The sequence below is a fragment of the Chitinophaga sp. Ak27 genome (assembly GCF_012726295.1).
GTDB lineage: Bacteria > Bacteroidota > Bacteroidia > Chitinophagales > Chitinophagaceae > Chitinophaga.
Map to the genome: position 1 here is coordinate 431,127 of NZ_JABAOB010000003.1, position 26,944 is coordinate 458,070.

Annotated in this window: 14 protein-coding genes; 7 read left to right on the top strand and 7 right to left on the bottom strand. The window is 46.8% G+C overall.

The genetic code is table 11. The features are described from left to right. The first annotated feature begins 55 nt into the window (after positions 1 to 55). Together HGH90_RS13275 and HGH90_RS13280 are read left to right on the top strand one after the other, a co-directional pair. On the top strand, positions 56 to 1,987 hold the full coding sequence (locus HGH90_RS13275; RefSeq protein ID WP_168761895.1) for an ATP-binding protein: 1,932 nt from the start codon (positions 56 to 58) through the stop codon (positions 1,985 to 1,987). Continuing rightward, entirely contained in the window at positions 1,987 to 3,900 is a 1,914-nt protein-coding gene (locus tag HGH90_RS13280) for a sensor histidine kinase (protein ID WP_168761896.1), read from the top strand. The genes HGH90_RS13275 and HGH90_RS13280 overlap by 1 nt, the downstream gene beginning before the upstream one ends. Before the next feature lie 128 nt (positions 3,901 to 4,028). Here HGH90_RS13280 and HGH90_RS13285 read toward each other — a convergent pair whose 3' ends face one another. Further along, positions 4,029 to 5,039, bottom strand: coding sequence for a beta-ketoacyl-ACP synthase III (locus tag HGH90_RS13285; RefSeq protein WP_168761897.1), 1,011 nt, complete (start codon positions 5,037 to 5,039; stop codon positions 4,029 to 4,031). Positions 5,040 to 5,232: 193 nt separating this feature from the next. Here HGH90_RS13285 and ruvA point away from each other — a divergent pair, with 193 nt between their 5' ends. The 5 genes from ruvA to HGH90_RS13310 all read left to right on the top strand — a co-directional run bounded on the left by ruvA (position 5,233) and on the right by HGH90_RS13310 (position 17,171). Beyond that, the gene (ruvA, locus tag HGH90_RS13290; protein WP_145664681.1) at positions 5,233 to 5,820 is read left to right on the top strand and encodes a Holliday junction branch migration protein RuvA; all 588 of its coding nucleotides are present in this window, start codon (positions 5,233 to 5,235) and stop codon (positions 5,818 to 5,820) included. Between the two features lie 35 nt (positions 5,821 to 5,855). Further along, positions 5,856 to 13,121, top strand: coding sequence for a cell surface protein SprA (gene sprA, locus HGH90_RS13295; RefSeq protein WP_169191296.1), 7,266 nt, complete (start codon positions 5,856 to 5,858; stop codon positions 13,119 to 13,121). A 130-nt stretch (positions 13,122 to 13,251) separates the two neighbouring features. After that, positions 13,252 to 13,608, top strand: coding sequence for a hypothetical protein (locus tag HGH90_RS13300; protein ID WP_169191297.1), 357 nt, complete (start codon positions 13,252 to 13,254; stop codon positions 13,606 to 13,608). Between the two features lie 61 nt (positions 13,609 to 13,669). Further along, entirely contained in the window at positions 13,670 to 15,949 is a 2,280-nt protein-coding gene (locus HGH90_RS13305) for a TonB-dependent receptor (protein WP_169191298.1), read from the top strand. Positions 15,950 to 15,956: 7 nt separating this feature from the next. Continuing rightward, on the top strand, positions 15,957 to 17,171 hold the full coding sequence (locus HGH90_RS13310) for a sialidase family protein (protein WP_169191299.1): 1,215 nt from the start codon (positions 15,957 to 15,959) through the stop codon (positions 17,169 to 17,171). A 387-nt stretch (positions 17,172 to 17,558) separates the two neighbouring features. Here the strand turns inward: HGH90_RS13310 and HGH90_RS13315 are convergent, their stop codons facing one another. From HGH90_RS13315 to guaB, 6 genes are all read right to left on the bottom strand, one after another. Beyond that, positions 17,559 to 18,314: an SDR family NAD(P)-dependent oxidoreductase gene (locus HGH90_RS13315; protein WP_168761902.1), complete on the bottom strand. Its 756-nt coding sequence runs from the start codon at positions 18,312 to 18,314 to the stop codon at positions 17,559 to 17,561. 33 nt (positions 18,315 to 18,347) lie between these two features. Continuing rightward, positions 18,348 to 20,276: a gliding motility-associated C-terminal domain-containing protein gene (locus HGH90_RS13320; protein ID WP_169191300.1), complete on the bottom strand. Its 1,929-nt coding sequence runs from the start codon at positions 20,274 to 20,276 to the stop codon at positions 18,348 to 18,350. A 64-nt stretch (positions 20,277 to 20,340) separates the two neighbouring features. Beyond that, entirely contained in the window at positions 20,341 to 22,956 is a 2,616-nt protein-coding gene (locus HGH90_RS32115; protein WP_169191301.1) for a gliding motility-associated C-terminal domain-containing protein, read from the bottom strand. An 18-nt stretch (positions 22,957 to 22,974) separates the two neighbouring features. Beyond that, positions 22,975 to 23,766, bottom strand: coding sequence for an alpha/beta fold hydrolase (locus tag HGH90_RS13330; protein ID WP_169191302.1), 792 nt, complete (start codon positions 23,764 to 23,766; stop codon positions 22,975 to 22,977). Continuing rightward, on the bottom strand, positions 23,747 to 25,360 hold the full coding sequence (lnt, locus tag HGH90_RS13335) for an apolipoprotein N-acyltransferase (RefSeq protein ID WP_169191303.1): 1,614 nt from the start codon (positions 25,358 to 25,360) through the stop codon (positions 23,747 to 23,749). The genes HGH90_RS13330 and lnt overlap by 20 nt, the downstream gene beginning before the upstream one ends. Positions 25,361 to 25,468: 108 nt before the next feature. Continuing rightward, a complete protein-coding gene (guaB, locus tag HGH90_RS13340) occupies positions 25,469 to 26,941 on the bottom strand; it encodes an IMP dehydrogenase (protein ID WP_168761907.1) in 1,473 nt (490 codons plus the stop codon). Positions 26,942 to 26,944 lie beyond the last annotated feature (3 nt).

The following is a 26,944-nucleotide window of genomic DNA, read 5'->3' on the forward strand; positions in this document are numbered from 1 at the left end:
GGATGGCAGCAGGCACCGTAAATACCGCTATTTTACGGGCAGTTGACTTCCTGATATGTCCCGTTTGCGTTACATGGCGCTTTCCTGCCTGTTACTGATTACCGGGGGATTGTACGCCCAGCAGAATGAAATTATAAACATTAAGCATGCGTTACCAACAATAACGGATAGCATGAAGTATGTAGACGCGCTAAACCGCTTGTCTGCCTGCTACATTCCTTGTCAGCTCGACAGTAGTGGGGTATACGCCACTGCCGCCAATACCATCGCTGCCAGTATTGGTTATGAGAAAGGCCGGCGTAATGCTTTAAGGGGCCTTGGCCGTTATTACTCCCTCCGGCCTCACCGGTATCTATCCTTTTTATTTTATGGAAAAGCATTGGAAGCCAGCCGCACTGCCGGCGACTCTGCCGGCGTAGTAGCCGCCCTGATGAATATTGGCAATTATTATCAATACCAGGGTAACCATCCAGCTGCACAGTATTATGTAAGCAAAGCGTTGAAAGTAGCCTGGGATCAACATCTCGACTCCCTCCGGGCCTGGGTGTTAATCAATTATTATATGATTAATGCGGGGGATACCAGCATGTTGCCAGTGGCACAGAAAGCCCTGCAACAGGCGGTAGCACTGACTTCACAGTATAACGACCACCTGGGTAGGTTATACGTAAAGCTATTTCTGGCACATGAAACGCTACGGGCAGGAAATGCTCCCGCAGCAGAAGCGCAGCTGAAAGGTGTGATAGCCGCCGCCGATCACCTGGGCCTGAATTATATCGCCATGTACGCTTGTACCCAACTGGCCGGATACCTCACCTGGCAGAGAAGGACGGATTCCTTACAATATCAGCAACAATCGCTTAATTATGCAGTGGCAGGAGGATATACCGGCTTGATGCTGCCGGTCATTACTACGTTGTTCAACTGGTATCAGCAGCAGCGGGATTCGCTGCGGGCTGCCAGTTATAGTCAGCTGGCCTTGCAGGTAATGCAGCAACAGCAAGAAGATATACAAGGAGGGGAGGCAGATTACCTGTCCTATGTTTTTGGCGATGAGCTGATGGATTCTTTACGTACGCAATACCAGCTGCAACATGCTAGGCTACAGCAAGGTAAAAGCAACAATTATTTCTGGTATTACCAGGTGATCATTATCACCGCTATTGCTATATTATTGGCTGTTTTACTGCTGTATTTTGTGCGTGCATACCGTTTTTCGCGCATGAATGCAGCCAGTATGGCTGTTTTGCGGGAAGAAATCCGTAAAGGCAATAAGGCGCTGCAGGAAAGCGATGATTTTAAGAATAAGCTGATTTCCATGATTGCGCATGATTTCAGAACACCTCTGCATAACATTGTTAATATCACCGGATTTATAGAAGAAAAAGCGCTGACTGTAACAGACGCTGCCGATATGATCCTGCAAGTAGAAACCAGCGCGGCTGCCACGCTTTCCGTATTTGAAGAAATACTGGCCTGGATACGTACGCAGTTGTCAGGTTTTGTATACCGCCCCGGAATTTTCCTGCTGTCAGATATGATCGATACAACCGTCAGCAACCTACATCATTTGCTGGCAGAAAAAAATATCCAGGTACAGAAAGAAATCCCGGATGCGATTACGGTGAACGCAGATTATGAAATGCTGCAGTTTATTCACCGTAATTTTTTGCATAATGCAATTAAGTTTTCGCCACAGCATAGTATTATAACTGTTACGGCTATACGTGAAAATGAATGGCTGCAGGTATCCTTCAAAGATGCCGGTACCGGCATAGATACTACGGTGTTATCCCGGTTGTTTAGCTGGAACAGCCAGGCGGAGCAACAGGAGCGACCTGGAAAAGGCGCAGGCGTTGCGCTGATTATCTGTAAAGACTTTATTGAAAAAATGGGCGGAATTATCAGCGCCAATAATAACCAGGATAAAGGAAGCACTTTTTATTACCGGTTGCCGGAAGCAAAGAAAATGGTATTGAGGAAGTAATGATAAGTATACTTACAAGGTTCAGGAACCTGGTGTTTGTTATGGGCATTACGATGCTTTGGATATGCCGGGTAGATCATGTAGCCGCACAAGGCCCGCAATTGCCGGTCTTGTTGCAGGAATTGCATGGGCTGCAGGACAGTGCGGCGTATGTGAATACCTTGGGTAAAATTGGGACCCTGTACATGATGATTAATATCGACAGTAGTTTCCGGTATGCTATCAGGGAGCTGGAGATCGCCGAACGCCTGAAATATCCTCACGGGATTGCAGACGCCTTTGATGTGATCAGTTACCGTTATGCGCTGAAGACAGATTTCAGCATTGCCGCGATATATGCCTATAGGGCCCTTCAATTGCATAAGTCGTTGTCGGATAGCATGCGTATCTGCAATACCCTGAATAATCTTTATATCTATTACCTCAACATGGGAAGGAAGGACGATGCAGGGAATTATTTTTACGAGGCTTTCCAGATGGCCAGCCGTCTTCCGGCTACAAAGGATTCGCTTTACAGTATGCTACTGGTTAATTATGTGATGCGTTTTTACCAGGACAGCACCCGCAGGGATTCCCTGCAATGGGCACTACGCAAGGCAAAGCAGTTGGCAGGCAAATATCCCCAGAGCAGGTTTTCGTTATACATTGATGCTTTTGCGGCCGATTCCCTGGTCAGGCAGGGGAGGGGGAAAGAGGGAGAGGCAGTGATCAATAAGCTGGCTACTGTTGCATTATATCGGGGGCTCCCCTATGTGGCGATGGAGATTTACAGTCACCTGGAAGATTATCCTGCCATGGGATACCCCATTAACATGACCTATTACCGGGAGCTTTCATACGATCTGGCAAAGAAAGCAGGTTGCGCAGAGTTGAATCTGCCTGCGCTGGCCGGACTGTTCAAACAATACCGAGCAACAGGCGACAAAGGCAAAACAGCTTACTATAGCCAGGAGATAATGCGCCTGGCAGCAGCGCGAACGGACGTACAAAGCAGGGAAGAGATCAACTATATCGATTATTTCGTGAAACAGGAAGCACTGCGGCAGCAGGCCGACCGCAATCAACAGCTACAGGCAGCATTGGAGGAAGTGACCATGAGGCGGAGAAGTACGCAGATGGTGATCGCCGGGGTATTCACCATCGTTTTACTGTTGATGGTACTACTGTATTTCAGATACCAGGAATACCGGTTAGCGGGGAAACAGGAAGAAATGGTGGCGGAGAGTTACGCCAGTATATCCTTGAAGCATATAGCGTTGCGTGCAAACGATGAGTTTAAAAATAAGCTGATCACCATTCTTGCCAATGATTTCAGGACACCCCTGCATTATATTTCTGAAGTAGCCAGCCGTTTAAAGGAGCCGGGTGTGGATCCGGTTACCATGGTGGCGTTGATCCGGAAGGTAGCAGTTGTATCGGGCGATACGCTGGCCGTGTTTGATAATATCCTGAAATGGATACGATTGCAATTATCAGGGTTTACGTATCAGCCGGTGGATTGCCATGCTTACGATCTACTGCTGACGGCTTTACACCAGGTAGAGGGCACAGTTGTGGAAAAAAAGCTGGAGATAGTGAACCAGTTAACCGCCAATTGTATGGTAAAGGCCGACCCTGAAATGCTCCGGATGGTGTTCCTGCATATATTGCAATTGTCCGTATATTATTCACAACCGGGTCGCCCACTGGTAATAACTAGCTGGACAATTGCACCCGTGGTATATATCCGCTTTATCGTAGATACGGGTATTGGGGCAGCAGGTGTTATAACGTCTTTATCTAATTGGCAGGACAATACGCATGCTCTGAATTATGCTATTACCAGGGATTTTTTAGAGAAGATGAATGGCGTAATGGAAGTTACTGATAGTGAAGATCGCTATGTGGTGATCACTGTTTCGCTAAGGGCGTGAAAGTAGTATACAGGCAAAGTATAAAGCAGGAAGCTATTGTGGAGATTAACTAAAGCGATTTAATATTCGCTAAGATCATTCTCCACAATAGCTTCTTGCTTTATACTGTGTGTGCTTTGTATCTTCCGCTATTTACCAACTTTATCTCCGTCGTATGCCCACTTGATGTAGCTGGCACCCCAGGTGAATCCACCTCCAAAGGCAGCCATGATGACGTTATCGCCTTTTTTGAGGTATTTTTCATAGTCCCACAAGCATAAAGGAATAGTACCGGCGGTGGTATTACCGTAGCGGTGAATATTCATCATTACTTTTTCATCCGGAACATTGATGTATTGGGAAGTAGCCGCAATGATACGTTTATTGGCCTGGTGAGGTACCAGCCATGCGATATCGTCAGCAGTGAGGTTATTGCGTTCCATCAGATCTTTGGCTGCGCCTGCCATGTTCGACACGGCGTATTTGAATACCATCTTACCTTCCTGGTAAACATAGTGTTCGCGGTTGGTTACCGTTTCAATAGTAGCAGGTTTTACAGAGCCACCGGCTTTCATGTGCAGGTATTCCCGTCCATGACCATCACTTTTCAGGATGCTGTCTATTAAGCCGTATCCTTCGGTATTAGGCTCCAGCAGTACTCCACCGCCGCCATCACCAAAAATAATACAGGTAGTTCTGTCGGTATAGTCGATGATAGAGCTCATTTTATCGGCTCCAATTACCATTACTTTTTTGTAACGGCCACTTTCAATGAAGCGGGCGCCTGTATCCAGTGCATATAAAAAACCAGAGCAGGCCGCACTGATATCAAAGCCGAAGGCATTTTTTGCGCCGATTTTGTCGGTTACTACGTTGGCAGTAGACGGAAAAGTCATATCCGGGGTAACGGTGGCTACAATCAACAGGTCAATTTCCTCGGGGGAAATACCTCTTTTTTTGCAAATTTCAAGCGCTACCGGAACACACAAATCAGAGGTGCCTTTCCCTTCTCCCTTCAGTATCCTTCTCTCCGAAATGCCCGTCCGGGTTATTATCCAGTCGTTCGTCGTATCAACTAATTTTTCTAATTCCTGGTTGGTAAGCACGTAATCGGGAACATAGCCACCCACCGCTGTAATAGCGGCCGTTATTTTATTCATATAAACTAAATATGTGTTTAAAACGAGGCGTAAAAATACGATATAAACGTATATTTCCTAAAAAAGTCGCATATGAGGAACTTAAAGGATTGACAATCCATTAAAAGTTAGCATCTTTGCCCCGATTTACCCAAAAAGGACATTATTAATCAATTTCCAAAAGTTTAATTAAATTACTGAACCTTTACCTGGTATGATAGCTTATCTGAATGGAAAATTAGCCTATAAGTCACCCGCTTTGGTTCATATGGATGTGAATGGAATCGGTTATGAAGTACAGATCAGCCTCAATACCTATTCCCGGATTCAGGGAATGGAAAGCTGTAAACTGTTAACCTTCCTGCAGATTAAAGAAGACGCACATACCCTGTATGGCTTTTTTGAAGAGGCAGAAAGAAGCCTGTTTCTGTTGCTGATCAGTGTTTCAGGTGTAGGAGCCAGTACTGCCCGTATGATGTTATCTTCCCTGCAACCAGAAGATATACAAAGGGCTATCATGATGGAAAATGAGCGGATGCTGGAAAGTGTGAAAGGAATCGGTGCAAAAACAGCCAAAAGAATTATCCTGGAATTAAAGGATAAGATCGCGAAACACAAAGACGCCGGCGTACATTTATCTGTTGGCGTAAACAATACAATGCAGGAAGATGCGTTAAATGCTCTGATAACTCTGGGAATAGCCCGGGGCATGGCCGAATCGGCAATTCAGAAAGTGATGAAGAATGAGCCACTATTGCAAAACTTGGAAGAGCTAATCAAGAAAGCCCTGAAAAGTTTATAATTTATAAATGAAATCCTCTATAAAACCTATTTTTCTTGGCAAGAAAAACATTCTATGGTGCTTTTGCCGTAATAGCAATTGTATCCTTTATCATTGTTGATACTGCCGCTAGGGATCGTTCTGGGAATCTGAAATTATCGAGAAAGAGCTGGAAGCCGGATACCACCATTACAGGTCAAACCAAAATCGATACTACCGGAAAGAGAGATACCTTGAAATACCCCCTTCAGGACAGACGAGGCCCCAACATAACGGATCAGGGGTCAAGGAACGCTATTGACCTGAAAGATCCCGCTAACATCAACAAAACGGTAGAATACGACCCGGTTACCAAACAGTATACTGTTACCGAAAAAGTAGGTAGCCAATACTATCGTAACCCTACCTACATGAGTTTCGACGAATTCTATAAGCTGCAGGCTAAACAAAGCGAACAGGATTACTGGCAGAAGAGAGCCAGCGCCCTGGGTAACCTGAACCAACGCAGCAATGGACCTGCCCTGTATAATGGCAACAACCTCTTTGACCGCATCTTTGGTGGCAGTAAAGTGGATATCCGCCCCCAGGGAAGCCTGGACCTTACCTTCGGCTACCAGGGACAAAATATCAAAAACCCCGTACTGGTTGAACAAGCCCGGAAAAACGGCGGATTCAATTTTGATATGGGTATCAATATGAACGTGGTAGGTAAAATAGGCGATAAGCTCAAATTGATTACCAACTACAATACCCAGTCGCAGTTCGACTTTGAAAACCAGGTAAAGCTCGAATACACCGGTTATAACGATGAAATCATCAAGAAAATAGAAGCGGGTAACGTAAGCTTCCCCCTTCGCAGTACCCTCATTTCCGGCATCCAATCGCTGTTTGGGGTGAAAACCCAATTACAGTTCGGACGGTTAACGGTAACGAGCGTGCTCTCTAACCAGAAGTCGCAGAAACAAAACCTGATGCTCAAAGGCGGCACCCAGGTACAGGATTATAACCTGAGAGCCGATGAGTACGAAGATAACCGCCACTTCCTTTTAGCACAGTTCTTCCGGGATACCTTTAACTATGCAATGTCCAACCTGCCGGTAATACGGTCGCTGACCAACATTACCCGCCTGGAAGTTTGGGTAACCAACAAAACCGGGGCTACCACTCAAACCCGTGATGTGGTGGGCTTGATGGACCTGGCAGAGTATAATCCATATAACAAAACAGCCGTCAAACCCCTGACTTCTTCTAAATTGCCAGACAGGGGAACCAACGACCTGTACGCTAACCTGATCAGAGACCCGGCCAGTCGCAATACAGGAACGGTTGTTAGCCGGTTACTGGCCCTGGGGCTGCAACCCGTATCAGAATTTGAAAAAACATTTGCCCGAAAACTCGATTCTACTGAATACACCTATAACAAACAACTGGGTTTCATCTCCCTTAATCAGCAATTATTGCCAGATGAAATACTGGCGGTGGCCTACCAATATACCTACAACGGACGGGTATACCAGGTGGGTGAGTTTTCACAGGATGTACCCCCGGATCAGAACAATAGCGCCAACCAGCCGATATTGTTCCTCAAATTGCTGAAAGCTACTTCCGCCCGGCCCACCCTGCCTATCTGGGACCTGATGATGAAAAATATCTACGCGACCGGCGCCTTCCAGGTAAATAAGGAAGACTTCCGCATGGACGTATATTATAAAGACCCAGGTGCAGAAGGCCGTCCGCCCAGCGATAAACGATATATTCCCGATGCCAAAGGTGATTTTGCCGGCGCACCTATCATTACCATCCTCGGACTCGACCGCCTCAACAACCAGCTGGATCCACAGCCCGACGGAGTGTTCGATTACGTGGAAGGATATACGATTAATTCCCTGAATGGGAAGATCATGTTCCCCACGCTGGAACCCTTTGCCGGTGGATTGAAAAAAGCCTTCGGCGGAGACGCCAGCCTGGAAAAGCAATACCTGTATAATGTACTCTACGACTCCATCAAGGTGGTGGCGCAACAGTTCCCGCAATTAAACCGGTATGTGATCCGGGGATCCTATAAATCGGCTTCCTCTTCGGAAATCAACCTGGGCGCCGGGACTACCATCCCGCCGGGTTCCGTTACGGTAACCGCTGGCGGCCAGCAACTCCGGGAGAACGTGGATTATATTATCGACTATAACCTGGGCAGGCTTAAAATCATCAACGGCGGTATCCTCAACTCCGGCGTACCTATCAATGTACAGTTTGAAAACAATGCCTTGTTTGGGCAGCAGGTCCGAAACTATTTCGGTACCCGGCTCGATTATATGGTGAATGATAAGTTAAGCATAGGTGGTACGGTAGTAAGGATGAGCGAAAGACCCTATTACCAAAAGGTAAACTATGGGGAAGACCCAATCAAAAACACCATGGTAGGCCTGGATGCGAACTACGCCTCTGAATGGAAAGGGCTGAACCGCTTCCTGGATAAGCTACCCAATTATAAGAGCACCACCCCATCCAACATCTTATTCACCGGTGAGGTAGCCCGACTGTTTCCCGGGCATAGCAAGTTAATTAATGCACCCGGTAGCAAGCAGGGTACTGCTTACATAGACGATTTTGAAGGAGTGAAAAGTGGCTACGACCTGAAGTTCCCTGCTACCAGCTGGGCACTGGCATCCACACCGAAAGGCGCTACCGATGCCTCCGGCCGCGAAATGTTCCCGGAAGCAGCATTAAATAATGTGCTGGAATATGGAAAAAACAGGGCAAAACTGGCCTGGTATATTATAGAACCTACTCTCCAGTTGCCTAAATCACCTAACCTCCCCCCCGGTATTACGATTGATGGCCAATCCGATCCACGGGTTAGGTTGGTATACCAGAAGGAAGTATTTAAGAACAGGTCTACCGACTTTGGCCAAAGCCAGTTAAGTACCCTCGACCTGGCCTATTATCCTACAGAAAGAGGCCCGTACAACTTTACCAGCAACCCGGTGATGATGAACCGCGATGGATTTCTGGCAAGACCACAAACCAGGTGGGGCGGTATCATGAGAGCCATTGACAACAGCGACTTTGAAACAGCGAATATAGAATACATCGAATTCTGGATACAGGATCCGTTTATCAAACAGCCTAACAGCACCGGTGGCTCCTTGTACTTCAACCTGGGCAACGTATCGGAAGATATCCTCAAAGATTCCAAGAAATTCTTTGAGAACGGGATGCCTAACCCCAATACGGATCCTAACAAGATCGATTCGTCGAACTGGGGCCGGTTGCCTAAGTTCCAGCAACAGATCACCCAGGCATTCGACAATGATCCAAATGTCCGCGCCTACCAGGACGTCGGATATGATGGTTTGAAATCACAGGATGAAGCAGCCTTTTATAAAGGCTATATGGATACCATGAGAATGAACTATGGAGGAAGCCCGGTATATAACCAGGCCCTGAAAGATCCTGCCAATGACGACTATAAACATTATCGCGATCCATCTTATAATGGTATGCCTATCCTCGAACGCTATAAAGCATATAGCAACCCGGAAGGCAACTCCCCGGTATCCGATCCGAAAAATACTTTTTCTTCTGCTGCCACCAATATTCCTGAATCAGAAGACCTGAATAAGGATAATACCATGAATGAAACAGAGGAATATTTCCAGTATCGGGTAGATCTGAAACCTAATATGCAGGTGGGTACCAACTATGTTGTGGATAAGATTGAGGCAGATGTAACATTGCCCAATAACCAAAAAACAACAGAAACCTGGTACCAGTTTAAAGTGCCACTGAATCAGTTCAACGCCAAAGTGGGTAATATTCCCGATTTTAAATCCATCCGCTTCATGCGTATGTTCCTCACCGGCTTTACCGATTCGGTGGTAGTACGCTTTGCCAAACTGGAACTGGTAAGGAACCAATGGCGCCGTTATATGTATGAGTTGCGCCCGGGAGATCCTATTCCATTAGATAATGCTACCACGTTTAATACTTCCGCGGTGAATATTGAAGAAAACTCTTCCCGCACACCTATTCCATATGTGCTGCCACCGGGAGTAGTAAGACAGAATACCATCAGTACCAACAATACCACCCTGCAACTGAATGAGCAGTCATTATCCGTACAGGTAGCTAACCTGAAAGACGGTGAAACCCGCGCACTGTATAAAACCCTGAATATGGATCTGCGTCAGTATAAAAAGATGGAGATGTATATCCATGCTGAGGCAGTTGGTGCTGCTACCGCCTTGAAGGATGGACAGCTGCAGGCTGTAATCCGTATAGGTAGCGACTTTGTAAGTAACTACTATGAATACCGTATTCCGCTGAAAGTAACTGACTGGAGTGCGAAAACAGCTGTGGATATCTGGCCGGACCGTAATAATGTGGAGCTGGTCATGTCGCAGCTCAGCGCCCTGAAACAAAAACGGAACATGTGCGACTCCTGTTCGCCGCTATTGCCGTATCCGCAAACCCCCGTAGCTGACCAGTACGGCAACTTTATGCAGGTAGTGGGTAACCCAAGCCTGGGAGATGCCCGCACTATGATGATAGGTATCCAGAACCCTAAAGATGACGGACAACCTCATGGAGGCGAAATCTGGCTGGATGAGCTACGCCTTTCTGACTTTGACGAAAAAGGTGGTTATGCGGCATTGGCAAGGGTAGATGTACAGCTATCCGACCTGGGTACTATTTCGGTATCCGGTAATATGCACACCGCCGGTTTTGGAAATATCGACCAACGCGTCAATGAACGTTTCAGGGATAACTTCCTGCAATATGATGCAGCAGCCAACCTGGACCTGGGTAAATTGTTACCGAAGAAAATGGGTATTTCTATACCGGTATATGCAGGTTACTCCCAATCTGCCAGCAACCCTGAATATGACCCTTACGATCTGGATATAAAATTGAAAGATAAGCTGGCCCTGGCAAGGAACCGGGCGGAGAAGGATTCTATCCGGCGTGATGCGCAGGACTTTACCTCCATTAAGAGTCTGAACTTTACCAACGTCCGGAAGCTAAACCTCGGAGGCGGTGGTAAACGGCACCTGTGGGATATAGAAAACTTCGATATCAGCTATTCCTTCTCGCAGATACTTCGGCATAACCCGCTGATCAAAAATGACCTGCTTACCAAACATCGCGGAGGATTGGGATACAACTTTGCCGGTCAGCCACATTACCTGGAGCCGTTTAAAAAATTGATCAAAAGTAAATCACATTGGCTGGACCTGATCCGCGATTTCAATATCAACTATGTACCGGCAATACTGAGCTTCAGGGCCGATATTTCCCGGCAGTTTGGCGCTACCCGTGTCCGTAACGTAGGCGGAGATGTGAAGTATCAACTCCCCGAAACGTATAATAAGTACTTTACGTTTGACCGCTACTATACAGTGAAATGGGACATTACACGTAGTATCAACTTCGAGTTCAATGCGGTGAACAATGCGCGTATAGATGAGCCAAACGGCCGTCTCGACAATGCAGCGAAGAAAGATACCGTGCGTAGAAACTTCTTCAAAGGAGGGCGTAATACCAACTATATGCACAACGCCAACTTCACCTATACATTGCCTACTTCCAAATTCCCGGCCCTCAGCTGGACGAACATCGCATTTGGATACAGCACAGAATATAGATGGACAGGCGCTTCCCAGCTGGCATTGTACCTGGGTAATGCTATCGAAAACTCCCAGCAGAAAACACTGACAGCCGAATTCAAATTCGTAGAGTTATATAATAAGTCCAAGTTCCTGCGGAAGATAAATGCAAGGAATCCACAAAGCAATAGTAACAGCAACAATAACCAGAATAAGAATAACAACAACCAGCAACAGCAAAGCCAGAACCAGACTGCTTCCAATGAGATATCTCCATGGGTGAAAGGCATACTGAAACCACTGATGATGCTGAAGCGGGTTGGATTTAACTATAACGAAAATGCCGGTACACGTTTACCAGGATATATAGACAGTACCAAGATAATAGGTATGAACTGGGCTACTATGGCGCCGGGACTCAATTTCGTATTTGGTTATCAGCCTGATAGGAAGTGGTTGGATAATTTTGCGAAAAAAGGATTGATCACACCCGATACCCTGTTTAATATTCAGGCACAGCAACAGTTTACCCAACGTTGGGACCTGCAGGCCCAGCTGGAGCCGGTCAACGATCTGCGTATCGACCTTAATATGACCAAGTCGTTTACCAAAACGCATACGGAATTATTCAAGAACCTGACCGATCCGTCCAACTTCCAGCACCTGAGTCCTTACGATGCCGGTGGTTTTGAAATTACCTACATCGCCATTAAAACGATGTTTGGGCACATTAACGCCTCAGATGGCGTATCACAAACTTTCCGCAATTTTGAAGCTTATCGTAATACGATTTCAAAAAGACTGGGTGCTATCAACCCATACAATAAAGATCCGGGCATACCGGCTGGCGATCCTAAAGATCCTACCTATGCCTACGGTTATACCCGGTATGCACAGGATGTGTTGATACCAGCATTCCTGGCGGCTTACACCGGTACTACGCCCGACAAGGTATCCCTGCTCAAACAGGGTAACGATAACGTGAAAAGTAATCCTTTCAGTAACTATATACCCAAACCAAACTGGAATGTTACTTACAACGGATTAACCAAGCTGGAACCTTTCCGTTCCTTCCTGACCAACTTCACGTTAAGACATGCTTATACCGGAACGCTCAGTATGAATTCCTATAATACTTCCATGTATTTTGAAGATCCAAGACTGGCAGGGTTCCCGGCATTCCGCGACACCGTATCTGGTAACTACTATCCTTATTTCCTGGTGCCTAACCTCACCATCACAGAGGCGTTTGCACCATTGCTGGGAATAGATCTCACTTTTGTAAATAGCTTTAACGCCAGGGTAGAATACAGGAAAAGCCGCTCCCTCAGCCTTAGTCTCATTGATTATCAGCTGACAGAAGTAAGATCCAGCGAAATTATTATCGGTGCCGGCTACCGGGTCAGAGGGGTACAGCTGCCATTCTCTTTCAGTAAGAATGGTGGCAAGAAAGCGCAGAATGATATGAACTTCCGGTTGGACTTGAGCTTCAGGGATGATAAAACAGCTAATAACAGGCTGGATGCTGACTTGTCGATACCCACCAGTGGCCAGAAGGTCATTGGCATTTCGCCATCGATCGACTATGTGGTGAACAACAGGCTCAACCTGCGGTTCTTCTATGACCGGCGACAAACGATCCCGGTTATCTCCACGGCCTACCCAATTACCAGCACCAGCGGCGGCTTAACCTTCCGGTTTATTTTATCCCAATAGGAAATACAAATACTTACACATAACGGATTTATAGATAGATAATAATGCACGATTATCTAACTATAAATCCGTTATAATGAATGCCCGATTGGTAATTATTTACTAGGTTTGCGGCGTGAAATGGTTCCCGATGATATGCATTTTCCTGGGGCTGTTGCTGCAAAATTTCAGCAAGAGCCTTATCGTAGTGCAGTTCCAGGTGAACCAGGCTTTTATCGCAAAAGAGCTGTGCGAAAACAGGAATAAACCCCAAATGCATTGTAATGGGCGCTGTCATCTGAAAAAAGAACTGGACAGAGACGCCCAGCAGGAAAAGAATAATAATACCGGGAAAGATAAATATGAAGTGATGTTTGTAGAAACCATTCATGCCTTCGCTCCCTCCACCCCTAAGAACGATATTACTTTTGCTCCTTTTTATAAAGACCCCTACCTCGATACCTTCGCTATTTCCATCTTCCATCCGCCACAGTCAGTAGTAGCCTGATATTCCTTTATACTACCTGACTAACCCTGTTCGCCTATGGCGAACAGTCAACGATTTATACATGAAACAATGTTGTTTACTCATCATTGCGTGTATAGCTGCCTATAGCAGTTATGCACAGCAATTGCATGGACGTGTGGCCGATGCCCAAACCAAAGAAGCACTGCCCGGCGTGAATATAAGATGGCTGCATGCAGCAGCAGGATGCAGTACTAATGCTGCAGGTAAATTTGAAATCACCGTGGCCGGCATTGATTCTGTAGAAATATCTTACACAGGTTATCTCTCCCGGAAAATAGCCGCAAAAGAGATAGCGGCAATGCCGGTTATTTACCTGCAACAGGGCGCTACCAACCTGAACGAGATTATCGTATCTTCTTCCCGCGATAAGCAACGGCGTACAGAAGCGCCGGTGGCCATCAGCACCCTTTCTCCGCAAACACTAAATGAAACCAAAGCAGTTACCATAGACCAGGTGCTGAATAAAGTAAGTGGCGTGTATATGGTAGACCTGGGCAACGAACAGCACACCATGGCTATCCGCCAGCCTATTGGTTATAAGAGCCTTTTTCTGTACCTGGAAGATGGAATTCCCATCAGAACCATCGGTGATTTTAACCACAATGCCCTGATCGAAATCAATATGGCCGCTGTGAAAAATATTGAAGTGATCCGTGGGCCAGCATCCTCTTTATATGGGAGCGAAGCTGTAGGCGGCGCTGTCAATTTTATTACCGCTTCTCCCACGCTGGTGCCTACTGCTAAAGTACAATTGGAAGGCAGTAACTGGGGCTATAAGCGAACCGATTTCAGTGTATCCAATACCGTTAAAAAAATTGGCTTTTCAGTGAGCGGTTACTACGCCAATCAAACCAATGGTTATATGGATCACAGCGATTTTCACAAGTTGTCGCTGACCGCAAAAGTAGATTACCAAATCAATGAAAAGAATAAATGGACCAATGCTGCTACCCTGATCAACTATAAAACAGATCAAACCGGCGGGCTTGACAGTGCCCACTTCTTTGCCAAAGACTATCGTAATTTCCAGACTTTTACATACCGGGAAGTAAAAGCCCTACGGGTACGCAGTACTTTGGAGCATGAATGGAACAGCAGCAGTCATACCAATTTTACTGTCTTCTTCAGAAATAATACCATCGGGCAAAACCCATTTTATGCCATTAAAGATATCCGTGGTACCCTCAAGGCCAATGGACAAATTAACAGTGATGGGTTTAACAGCTATGGACTGATTGTACAACATAAGAAGCAATTTGCCTGGAAAGACGCCGCCCTGATTGCTGGTGTGAGTGCGGATTACAGCCCTGCCACTTACCTGGCCAGTTACATAGATATTACTAAAGACGCGGCTGGTTATTATGCCAGTTACCGCGCCACCGATTCCGTTTTAACAGATTACCATGTAGGGTTACTGAACAGCGCTGTATATACACAGTTTGAGTTTTCGCCGATGGAGCGGATGCGCATAGTAGCCGCCCTGCGTTACGACCGGATGGATTATAATTTTGAAAATCACCTTACACCTTCTGCTTATACAGGCGCTCCCAGTGAGCGGAATAATTTCAATGCTTTCACGCCAAAGGTAGGACTCACTTACAATCTGGGCCATCAACGTGGATTGTATGCCAACTACAGCGTGGGATTTGCACCGCCTAATATTTCAGAGCTCTATACTGGCGTAAAGGTTCCGGTGCTGAAACCGGCTACTTATCAGAACTATGAAGCCGGTGGTTGGTTAGGGTTTGCGCAGCAAAAGGGATATGCAGACCTCAGCGTTTACCGGATGAATGGCACCAACGAAATTGTGAGCGTGAGAAATGCGGATGGCGTGTACGAAAACCGTAATACCGGCGCCACTACGCATAGTGGCATAGAATGGAATGTAAAGTATACACCGTTGCCCAGCCTGTTTATCAGGAGCAGCGGTACTTATGCCGTGCATATTTTCAAAGCATATAGCGACGGCAGCAAGATATACACCAACAACCAAATGAATGGTGCACCCAAATGGATCACGAATACAGAAATTACCTGGAAGCCTGCCTTGATAAAAGGTTTCAGGATAGGCGCCGAATGGCAGCATATCAGTAAGTATTATATGGATGCTGCCAATACATCGGTATATAACGGGTACGATTTATTCAATGCACGTATGGGCTATGCCTTTAAAAGATTTGAATGTTGGCTCAATTGCATGAATATAGGCGATCAGTTATATGCTACCACAGCGGAAAAATCGGCTTATGGTAAAACTTATCGGATAGGGCCGCGTCAGACATTTACGTTTGGAGTTGCTTATACATTTACCGGAAAATAATAGTAAGATGAAAAAAGTTGCAGCTGGATTGATAATAGGGTTGATGTTTTCCTGCCACCAGGGGCAGGTGGAGCCGGATCATACGCTGGTATTGTCACATGCAGGAAAGGCAGCTTCGTGCCCGTTTATTACACAGGATGGAAATGGACATCCGGTGGTGAGTTGGGTAGAGAAAGATGACAGCACTGAAAACGGCCTGATGTTTTATGCTGTTTCTAACGATAACGGTTATACGTTTTCTGCGCCGGTGGCAGTTACTGCGAGTGCGGGCGTATTCCCGCATGATGAAAATTTACCAAAGATATTGTTTAAGCCCGATGGTACCGTGATGGCGCTCTTTGGTGTAGAAGCCAATGATCCGCGTAATAAATATGCAGGTAAAGTGATGTATACCCAGTCATTCGATGGCGGTAAGCATTGGCAACCTGCCGTGCCGCTGGTTACTGATACGGCGGGGTATGATCAACGCTATTTTGATATGGCCTTATTGCCTGGTGGCGAGGCGGCTGCTATCTGGTTGGATAACCGTAAACAGACTAACGCAGAAGGCTCTACGCTTTACTTTGCGGTTACCCATGGATATAGCGGGTTTGGGCAGGCAAAACCGATCGCGGCTACGGTATGCCAGTGCTGCCGAACTAAGTTGTATGTAGCCGGCAATGGCCATGTACATGTGGCGTACCGCGACATTATCAACGATTCTATCCGGGACATGGTACACCAGGTATCCACGGATGGCGGGCAGTCTTTTTCTGCCCCTGTGCGCATTAGTGCAGATAACTGGGTAGTGAATGGGTGTCCGCATACCGGCCCTACACTAACTGCCAACAGCCAGGGATTGCATTTTGCCTGGTTTACCATGGGAGGGGGACAAGGCGCCTTTTATTGCCGTTCCTTAGATAACGGCAATACCTATACGCAAAAGGAGCCGCTGAGCAAAGCGCCCATGGCCAAGCATCCTCAAATGACTACGGTAAACGACGATATCCTGGTGGTATGGGATGAACCGGTGAAATGGAAAAACGATTTCAATAGCCGGGTAGGATTTCAATATAAAGCGGCGGATGGAAAAACAATGTTGGCAGGCATGTTAACAACCGACAGCAGTTATGCCAATTTCCCGGTGGTGGGCGCGGTAAAAGACCATAAAGCCCTGGTAGCGTATAAAAGAAGAGAAGTGCATGGAAGCCAGGTGGTGGTGACCCGGCTGAACATAGATTGAGGCTACCATGGTAGCTAAAAACGCAAATGGGATATAGTTACGTCATAACTATATCCCATTTGCAAAAAATGTTCTCAGTTGTACCCCAAAGAAAAGCCTTGTTGTCCAGGCCATTCTTTATGAGAAGCTGCCCATCGGCCGTAATTGCCCTTCCTCGTGTTGCCAAAGTAAAAACGCCATCCTTCTTTCCATCTCGGATAGTACAGGCGTAGCAAGTACATAGTAATAAATGTAAGCATAGGGATATGGTTTCAAGTTTAGGATAGTTCAGTTAGTTTAGTCGCATCAGCATAGATTTTTTGTCACATGGATAGTGTATGAACAAAAAATATATAAATGTTTCCAAATATAAAAACTATCTCTATGTATTGAAATCACATCTATGTGTTATTTTTTATCGATGTAGTAAGCGTTGGCTTGTTGTAATGGCGTCACTACCAGGTCGTTAATACAAACATGCGGAGGAAGCGATGTGCAATAAAATACCACGTCTGCCACATCCTGGGCGCTGAGCGGAATAAATCCTTTGTATACATCTTTCGCCTTTTCTTCATCTCCTTTAAATCTTACCAGGGAAAACTCGGTTTCTGCCGCACCAGGATGAACAGCGGTCACCTTTATACGATAGGGCAGGAGGTCGATACGCATACCCTGGGAAATAGCATCTACTGCCGCTTTGGTGGCGCAATACACATTGCCCCTGGCATATACCAGCTTGGCTGCCGTAGAACCAATGTTGATAATATGGCCGGTGGTACGGGCGCGCATCCAGGGAATTACAGCCCTGGATACATACAGCAATCCTTTTACGTTGGTATCTATCATGGCATCCCAGTCGGAAGTACTGCCTTCGTCAATGGTATTTAAGCCTGCGGCGAGGCCTGCATTATTCACCAGGATATCTATTTTCCTCCATTCTTCCGGGATATTTCCCAGCACTTCATTTACCTCCTGTTCCACCCTCACATCAAAATTCAGGGCCAGCACATTCACGCCAAATTCCTGTGTCAACTGTGTCTTAAATGCTTCCAGTCTCTCTTTACGGCGACCCGTAATAATTACATCATAGCCTTTAGCAGCATACGTAGTAGCACATGCCTGGCCAAAACCAGCAGTAGCGCCGGTGATAAGAACAATACCCATGAGACGTCAGTTTTTTGTGCAATTTACTAAGGATCAGCGGATCAGCGTCACCGTTCCTTTTTTCTGTATCACTTTACCGGTGTAGTCGGTACCCTGTAATATCCAGATATAAGTGTCTACAGGAGCCGGCATGCCTTTGTAAGTACCATCCCATCCGGCGCGGAAATCAGTGGAGGAATAAATTTCCACCCCCCAGCGGTTGTAAATACGGAAGAATTTATATTCGGTGATCCCCACGGGGATAAAGCGAAAACGGTCGTTCTGCCCATCTCCATTGGGCGTAAAGGCATTTGGGATATATATTTCGGGACCGGTATAATATTTTACACTTACGGTAGCGTAGCCGAAACATCCCTGTTCATTGGAAACACGCAGCTTAAACACAATGTCGCGGTTGTAATTGAGTACCGGCCGGGCAATGAGCGGATCGCTTAAGCCGTCGGAGGGGCTCCAGGAATAGAAGTCGCCCCCGCTGCCCTGCATTTCCAAAGGCTGCCCCCTGGCCAGGATGGTATCATGTCCTGCAAAGGGATTTACCTCGTATATACGCAGGTTTTTGGTCACCGTTTTCTGGCAGTTTTTATCCGTCAGCAACGTCAACGAAATCGTATACACGTCACCTTTAGTAAAGGTATGCGTAAGGGATCGTTGGCTGCCAGGAGTAACGCTGCTGTCCGACACGCCAAAATCCCAGATGTGGCTGGTAATATGGCCATAGCGGTAGGAAGACGTATCATTAAATGCAATAGGGTCGCCCCGGCATAAACCGGTACTCGTAAATCCCGCTACCAGCCCGGGATAATTGTTTACTTCGCCCTGCATGCTATCGGTACACGCCAACCCTGGGTTCACCACCAGCTTTACCTTGTATACGCCTGTATCAGGGTATTGATGATAGAACATGGTTTTGCTGTCGGTGAGGGTATCTGTTCCATCCCCAAAAGTCCAGTAGTAGGTAGAGGTAAAACCGGCATTACTGGAATTGCTGATAGGTACGTGTAACGCAGGATCTTCTGTACAGTTATTTAACACCGGTGGAAAGCTGGCAATAATTTTTGTCTGACAGTCAAACACGGTCAATAGTATATCCTTGCTATGCGTGCCCAGGAATTGTTTGGTGATCCGGTCATATTCATTTACGCATACCGTTACTACATATTTTCCCGGCAGATTGGGCGTGCAGGTAATCAATCCTCCGGAAGATATGGAAATTCCCGGGCTCCCTCCCATCGGGTTACTACCCGAATAGGGAGGTATATAACGAACAGTGGTATTGTAAGGAGGTGGTGTGGTAGAATTACTTTCGTTGGTACTGGAGCCATCTGTTAATGCGTTACAAAGATTATAGGTCAGGCTGTCGCCGTCTTCATCATAAGCCGCATAATCCAACGAAAAAGGGAGCGCGTTACAGATAACGATGGAAGTATCTTTATTGAAATAGGCGCTGTTGTTGTTAGGCCTGGATTCTGTACCGGGAATAGTGGTGTAGTAAGTGGAACCTTCATGTTCTGAATCATAGATGTTGCTGAGTTTTTCACCGCGGCAGCAACGCTGGGAAGCTACGTAATAGCCACCCGCAACAGGCGCCAGTTCAATTTCCGCCGTATAAAAAGCCACTTCCAGGTGTTGGGCCTGTGGCGCCAGGCAGGGGTTTTTCAGCGTATCTATCAGTGGTCGGGTATGTTCAATGTAAAGATATACGGAAGATAAAACTTTGGAACCGTTGTAAGTAAATACGTTAGCAGTGACGGGGTTTTCAAATCTGTCGATACAACCTTGTCGGTCGCCGCAGGTAAAATCTGCGTCGCGATACAACTTCAGAGTGATGAGATAACGGTAGCGCGTTTTATCTCCGTTCAGTCCTAATGTTTTATAATAAATTTCGCCACCGATGATATGATATCCAGCTGCGAGAATAGGGAACAAACAGCAGCTCAATACCAGGAAAAATGCTCTCTTCATGATGGTGGATACTGCTCTCTGAATTTAACAAAAAAAGAGCAGATCCTGTTCAATCCGGGCAACTTTATCTTACCAGTGTAACGGTGCCTTTGCGCTGTACGGTGTTGTTGTTAACATCCTTTCCCTGTATCACCCATACGTAGGTGCCTATACCGGCTTTCTGGCCATTTACCGTACCGTCCCAACCTTTCATGTAGGTGGTAGTGGTGTACATTAGTTTGCCCCAGCGGTCAAATACCCGGAAGAATTCTATTTCTACAATCCCTACTGGTAAAGGGCGGAAGATATCGTTTAAACCATCACCATTGGGAGAGAAGGCATTAGGTATATAAATATCCGGCCCTTTGATAAAGCGCACGAAGATATTGTCGCTACCCGAGCAGCCTTCCTGCGTATAGGCGGTAACGGTATAGGTAATATCATGGTTGTAGGTAGTTACGGGGTTGTAAATATTAGGATTGTTGAGCCCATCCGGAGGCGTCCAGGCGTAGCGCACCCCGCCACTGGCGTTGAGTTGGAACGGCGTATTCAGCATTATAATGGTATCATTTCCGGCAAACGCCTGTACCTTAGGTACTACGTTTACCTGCACGGCAGCTGTCACCTCTTTTGGGCATCCCAGTGTGTCCGTTACCGTTACCGTAAACCACGTAGTATCAACGGGATGTGCCAATGTAACCTGGGAGCTGGGCTTATCCACATAGTAAGCCGGAGCCCATTTATAATAGGCGCCGCCGCCAGCCCGCAGTGTTAGCGGAATGCCAAAGCAAACGGTAGTGTCGGGAGCGGCGGTAGCCTGCGGTGGATCTACCACTTTCAGACTCACGGTATCGGCTGTATGACATTTACCTAACGATACCATTACCTCGTATTTGTGCCGCGGAGGCGTGGGGGTAACCAGGGCATCGGAGTTGGTAGACACCACCTGCCGCGTGGCCAGGTCGGTCCAGCGGAAAGCATAAGGCCCATCCGCCACTGCCGTCAAATGCACTTCGTCGTTGGTACATACGGTGCTATCGGTAGTGGTGTGTAACCGCAGGGTATCTTTCACTTCTACCAGTATATCTTTGTCATTTACACATCCTTGTGTATCCGTAAAAGTGACCTTGTAGGTGTAGGTGCGGGGCGGAAATACAATGGGGTTGGGCGTATTGGGCCGGAGAATAAAGTAATTATCCGGTGTCCAGGCAAACTGGCCAGCCACACTGCTGGTAGCCCACATATGCAGGCTGTCTTTTGCACAAAGCAGGGTGTCGGCGGTGGCATTGAATGGCGGTTTGTCGTATATCGTAATGGTATCTTTAATAGTTTGTTCGCATCCCTTTTCGTTACGCGCATATAATTTAATCTCGTAGTCGCCGGGAGTTTTATAGAGATAGGAAGGATTGGGCAGATTCGACGTGTCTCCATTGCCAAACTCCCACTTATAGTAACTGATCTTTCCTGCATCGGACCGGGTGGCGCTGGAATTGAACTTCGTTTCTTTATTGGTACAAAGACCGGCAACGGAAAACTGTGGCTTAAATACCGGGTAGGCATATACGATAGCAGTGGCGCTATCGCCGCAGTTACTGGTTTTATCCACATACAGTTTTACGGTATACACACCTTCTTTGGCATAGGTATGTGTAAAAGGATCGGCGCTGGTGGTATTCAGCGTGGTGCCATCTCCAAAATCCCAGGAATAAGGCTTCCCCAGGGTACTGTTGTTGAGAAAGGTAACCGTGAGGCTGGAGCAATCAGCATATTTTTCCGGCATGGCCGCCGTTACCTGCTTCACGCAAGTGGTAACGTTGATATGAAAGTCTTTACGGAGAGTACCGATCTTAATACCGTTACGGTATTCATGTACGCATACAGTCACTACATATTTTCCGGCGGCAGGAGCAATACCTGAAATGATACCGGTTTTGGAATTGATGGTTACATTAGGCCCCAGGGGGCTGCTGCCGCTATAGGGAGATATATAGGATACAAAGGAATAAGGGGGAGCGGCCGCTGCGGGAGGAATATTATCTTCACCGGTCAGCTTACCGCCTTTATAAGCATCACAAAACTCGTATACGAGAGAATCTTTGTCTATGTCAGACGCGGAGAAATCGTAAGTGAATTTTTTCTCGGAACATACCAGCGTGGCTTCTTCTTTATTAAAGGTGGGACTCGAATTATTGATGGCGCCTGTAATGCTGCCAGGAATTTCCGTATAGTAAGTAGCGCCGGTACCTACATCCGGGCTGTTGGGGATAGGTTCTGCCACAATATTCTGCATAAACGGATCACGGCAACAGCTTTGGAACGACACAATATATCCCTGTGTATTTACAGGTACAGTGATGGAGGTAGTGTAAGTACCTATCTGGTAACAAATGACGGGCGGGTTTACAATACAGGGATCTATTTGTCCCAGTGTTTTTTCTTCAAAGGCAGTGCGTTTGATCAGGTTGTCTGATACCCAGCCATTGTTACCTTTATCGAAGACGCTGAGGTATACGGCATCGGGCATTTTAGCGATCCGTGGCCCCGTGGTACATACCCTGTATAATTTCAGCGTAACAGAGTAAGTAACCTGGTTGCCACTCTGCGATACAAACTTATAGTATACCTGTCCCCCTATAATATGGCTGGCTTGCGCCATCAAGGCGCCCGCCATGCATAGCAGGAAGACAAATAGCTTTTTCACAACCAGGGATTTATATGATTATAGTTGACAAAAGGCAATAAATTGTTCCAATATCACATTGCTTTCGGCGGCCACTTCCCACATACCCATATGGCCTACGTGTTCAAAGATATGTATGCTGCTGAGATGAGGTAAAGTAATCTGCGGCAACACGTTCTCTAAGGGCACTGCGTTATCGTCTTTACCGATGATGAACAGCACGGGCGCGGTTATTTGTTGTAATACGGCTGTTCTGTCGGGCCGTAGCGCCATGGCCTCGTAGTAAGCCACTAATGCCGGTAATTCACAGCTCATTCCCATTTTAACGTAGGCATCCACCCATTCAGGATGTGCGCTTTTGGTAGTGGGACTGAACATATTCGGAAGGGTTTGCCGTATAAATGTTTCAGCGCCGTACTGTTCCATCAGTTTAATGGATTTGCGCCGCCCTTCTTTTTTCTCTTCACTATCAGCTTTGGCGGTAGAGTGAAATAGGCCCAGTCCTTTCAGCATCCGGGGGTGTTTCTCTGCCAGTGCCAATGCCACGTAGCCTCCCATAGAGTGGCCAATGACTACCGCTTCCCGGATATTTTCGGCTAACAGGATGGCATACACGTAATCAGCCATCGACTCCATGGTCAGTGGCGTTGTGACAGGTGATGCTGCTGTTCCTGGCAAGTCAGGAATAATAACCCGGTATTTATTTTTGAGCTGCTCAGTTTGAGCAGACCAAATCTCCGCATTTTCTGAAAATCCGTGTAAAAGCACTACCGTTGCACCTTCGCCCTCATCAAGCCAGGTGATGTTTCCGTTATTGATTGCCTTCCGCATGTCTTAAACCGGGAATAAATCGTGAAATAAAAGCATGTACAAGTAACAAGATACAAAATATTAATGCGGCATTCGACACCAGGTCTCCATTTTTTACATAGAACGTAGTTACCGTCTCTGGTGTTACAGTAGCCTTAAAAACACTTTCCTGCCAGTAGGACTGTGGCTGATGAATATTGCCCGCCGGATCTACTACGGCAGAGATACCGGTGTTGGCGCAGCGCGCAATCCAGCGCCGGGTTTCAATAGCCCGGATCCTGGCATATTGCAGATGCTGGCGATGCCCCTCTGTATTGCCCCACCATCCGTCGTTGGTGATAATGACTAACAGATTAGCACCGGGTTTAATATGGGTGGCCATATAATTGCTGAATACAGACTCATAACAGATGACCGGGAAAACGTTGATGCTGTCTGCCGGGTTGGTAAACATTTCCACGCCCGGCATACGGCCATAACTACCGGTAATACCGCCGAAATCGAGCGCCACGCTTTGCATAAAGGAGAGGTAGCCCACGTAAGGCACCAGTTCGGCGCCAGGTACCAGCTCATATTTATGATAGATCTGTACAAACCTGGAGGTATCTACCTGCAGTGCGCTGTTATAGGCATCCCAGCGGCTCCCATCATTTAATGTTCTGGCAGTGGAGGGTATTTCCTCCGTGCTGTTGTAACGTTTCAGTGTAGCGGCGCCACTGATCAGCTTCGCTTTGGGGTATTGATGCAGCATTTCCCGGATAGCCTGAATCTCAGGCTGATAGTTCAGGTCGTGCTCCCAGGCTCCCTGCGGAAATAGGGCTGTTTCCGGCCAGATGATATAACGGGTATTGCTATCCGCTTTTTCCTTGCTGAGGCGGATTAATTTTTCCAGTTGCTCCATCGCCGATCCGGAGCTGAACTTTTCATCATAGGGGTCTATATTGGGCTGCACCACCACTACATCGGTTTTCCTGGCAGGATTATCTGTTGGAGGCTGGATAAAGGCCGACAGCACTAACGGAATGCCGATGATCAGTGCCGGCTTCCAGCTTTCATTGCGTAATACCTGTTTCCAGGAAAAGTCGTATAGGCGCATACGTTTCCATATATTGTAAATCACGATGTTAGCCAGCATCACCCATAAAGTACCACCACTGGTGCCGGTATATTCATACCATTGTATCCATCCCGGGCGCAGTGCAAAAGCGTGACCCAATACTAGCCAGGGCCAGCTGAACTCCCAGGTTTGGTGAATATATTCGAAGGTTAACCAATAGGTAATCAGCGCGAAGTAAGCCACCCGTTCGGGCAATCTCTTCCGGGAATTTTTAAAAGCCAGCCAGGGAACACTCATCAATAATGCGTTGAAGCAGTTGGCAAATACACCGCTCATGGGGAGGGTAGTATTGCCCACCCACCACGTAGTAGCCACATTCCACACCAGGAAAGCCAGGTAAACCAGGCCGAAATATTTCCAGCGGTGCTGCACCTTTTCACTGATATACAACAAAGGAGTAAATGCAATGAAAATAAGTGGCGTAAGCGGCATGGTTGGCCAGGATAGCCATAGGATGATACCACTTAAAATGCTTAACAGCAGGAAAGGCTTCTTCATTTATTATAAGAATTGTGAATGTCGATTGAGAACGAAGATAAGCGGGGAATTATGGAAAACAAAAACGCCCCGCATGAAAGTGCGGGGCGTATATTTCAATGTGCTTTATTATCTGCTGTAGTTCGGTGCTTCCTTGGTAATCACCACATCATGCGGGTGGTTTTCCTTAACGGTAGCAGCCGTGATTTTTACAAACTGTGCCCCCTGCAGCGCTTTGATGTCTTTGGAACCGGTAAGCCCCATACCAGCACGTAAACCACCTACAAACTGCTGTACTATTTCAGACAGCATGCCTTTGTAAGGAACACGGCCCACAATACCTTCTGGTACCAGTTTCTTGATATCATCTTCATCCTGGAAGTAACGATCTTTACTACCTTCCTGCATCGCCTCAATAGAACCCATACCACGATATGATTTGAACTTACGTCCTTCGTAGATGATCGTTTCTCCAGGGCTTTCTTCTACACCTGCAAAGATAGATCCCGCCATGATAGTGGAGGCGCCTGCTGCCAGGGCTTTTACCATATCACCGGTATAACGGATACCACCGTCGGCAATTACCGGAATGCCCAGTTTTTTCAGTGCGTCGGCAGCTTCCATTACGGCAGACAGTTGTGGAAAACCAGCACCGGTTACGATACGGGTAGTACAGATTGATCCGGGTCCTACACCCACTTTCACGGCGTCGGCGCCTGCCTGTGCCAGTGCCAGCGCACCTTCTGCGGTAGCTACGTTACCGGCAATTACCTGCAGTTTAGGAAACGTTTTCTTTAATTTCTTCAGGTTGTTTAATACGGCAATCGAGTGGCCATGCGAACTATCCAGACAAACTACATCCACACCTACGTTAATCAGTGCCTGTGCACGATCCAGCAGGTCGGCGGTAATACCCAGCGCAGCTCCTACCAGCAAGCGGCCAAACTCGTCTTTTACGGCGTTAGGATAACTGGTCAACTGTAAGATGTCACGGTAAGTGATCAGTCCTGCCAGTTTACCCTGCTTGTTAACAACCGGTAATTTTTCAATTTTATATTGCTGGAGAATTTTTTCCGCCTTCTTCAGGTCAGTGCCTTCCGGAGCAGTGATCAGGTTTTCACTGGTCATTACATCCTTTACCAGGCGCTTTTTATTTTTTTCAAAACGTAAGTCCCTGTTAGTTAGGATACCTACCAGTTTGTTGTTGTCATCTACAATAGGAATACCACCGATGCCGTTTTCCTTCATGAGCCGTAATGCTTCACCAATGGTAGCATCGCTTTTGAGTGTAACGGGATCCATGATCATACCGCTTTCACTGCGTTTAACGCGTCTTACCATTTCAGCCTGGCGTTCAATGCTCATGTTTTTGTGGAGAATACCTATTCCACCTTCTCTAGCCAACGCAATAGCCAGAGTGGCTTCTGTAACAGTATCCATCGCTGCAGATACCATAGGTATATTCAGACGTATGTTTTTTGTTAATTGCGTAGAGAGATTTACTTCTTTAGGCAGAACTTCAGAGTAGGCCGGAACCAGGAGCACATCATCAAATGTAAGTCCGTCAGCTACAAATTTGGGTTTAGATTTTCCCGCAGGCATGAT